Source organism: Erwinia sp. MYb416, from assembly GCF_037479575.1.
GTDB classification, from domain to species: Bacteria; Pseudomonadota; Gammaproteobacteria; order Enterobacterales; family Enterobacteriaceae; genus Erwinia; species Erwinia rhapontici.
Genome location: NZ_JBBGYT010000239.1, coordinates 1 through 847 on the forward strand (window position 1 = coordinate 1; position 847 = coordinate 847).

2 protein-coding genes are annotated in these 847 nt (G+C 51.5%); both read right to left on the bottom strand.

Translation table 11 applies throughout. The features are described from left to right. The coding region (locus WH277_RS02215) for an alpha/beta fold hydrolase (RefSeq protein ID WP_339504156.1) at positions 1–244 on the bottom strand (244 nt) is incomplete at its 3' end. Between the two features lie 373 nt (positions 245–617). Further along, positions 618–847 (bottom strand): GNAT family N-acetyltransferase (locus tag WH277_RS02220; RefSeq protein ID WP_339504158.1); only part of this gene is annotated, 230 nt, incomplete at its 5' end.

An 847-nucleotide genomic window follows, 5' to 3' on the forward strand; every position in this document is an offset into this window, starting at 1 on the left:
GTTCAATGAGTGCCAAAGCGTCAGCGAATAACGCTGCCCCGTCAAAATCCTGACCATCGGTGGAAGATTTCCCATGGCCCCGCCAGTCTGGAGTGACAACCCGAAAAGAAGCGGCGGCCAGCGCAGAGAATTCATTGAACACGGTCTTCGGCTGGCACCAACCCGGCATCAGAAACAGCGTCGTATCGCCGCTGCCAACATCCTGATAATCGATATCGCCATGTTTTGTATGTAAAATAGGCATGCATAACATCCTGTCGTAAAGTGAAGTAATACCACTCACAGCCGTATCAGTGTCAGGAACATGGCTGCGCCTGCGCTGCGTAAACCAGAAGAATACTCTTCACATCATTGAGAGGGTTACCATCCGACATATCACCGCAGGGTGCAAATGGCGAAGCACAGTCCAACACTGCATTTAACATAATTTCGGACGTCTTCATGAGGTCTTATGATCGAAACCTGGCTTATTTTCCCGTTGACTGCCGTCGCAGAAGAATGGCACTCCAACCACGCCGCGCAACGACTTTATATGGCGCAGCCCCCTGAGTCAGGAGGCTGGAGCAGGCTGCCAGGCAGGGAGAGCTGGCAGCCATTAGCTTCTTACTCACGCATGTTTAGAGAGGCATTCTGTACTCGATAACCCCCGGTTTTTCGGCCACCCAGTCATAAAGCCTCTGTGCCGTTACGTTCTTTTCCTGGGTATGCCAGTATAAGCGTCCACACTGGCGCTCGCGGGCCTGCCCTTGCACATATTCAATCAGATGTTTTCCTGTCTGTTTACCCCGACTATTGGGGGCCACAAACAGATCTTCTAAATAACAGAAATCACTGACCGACCATGTTG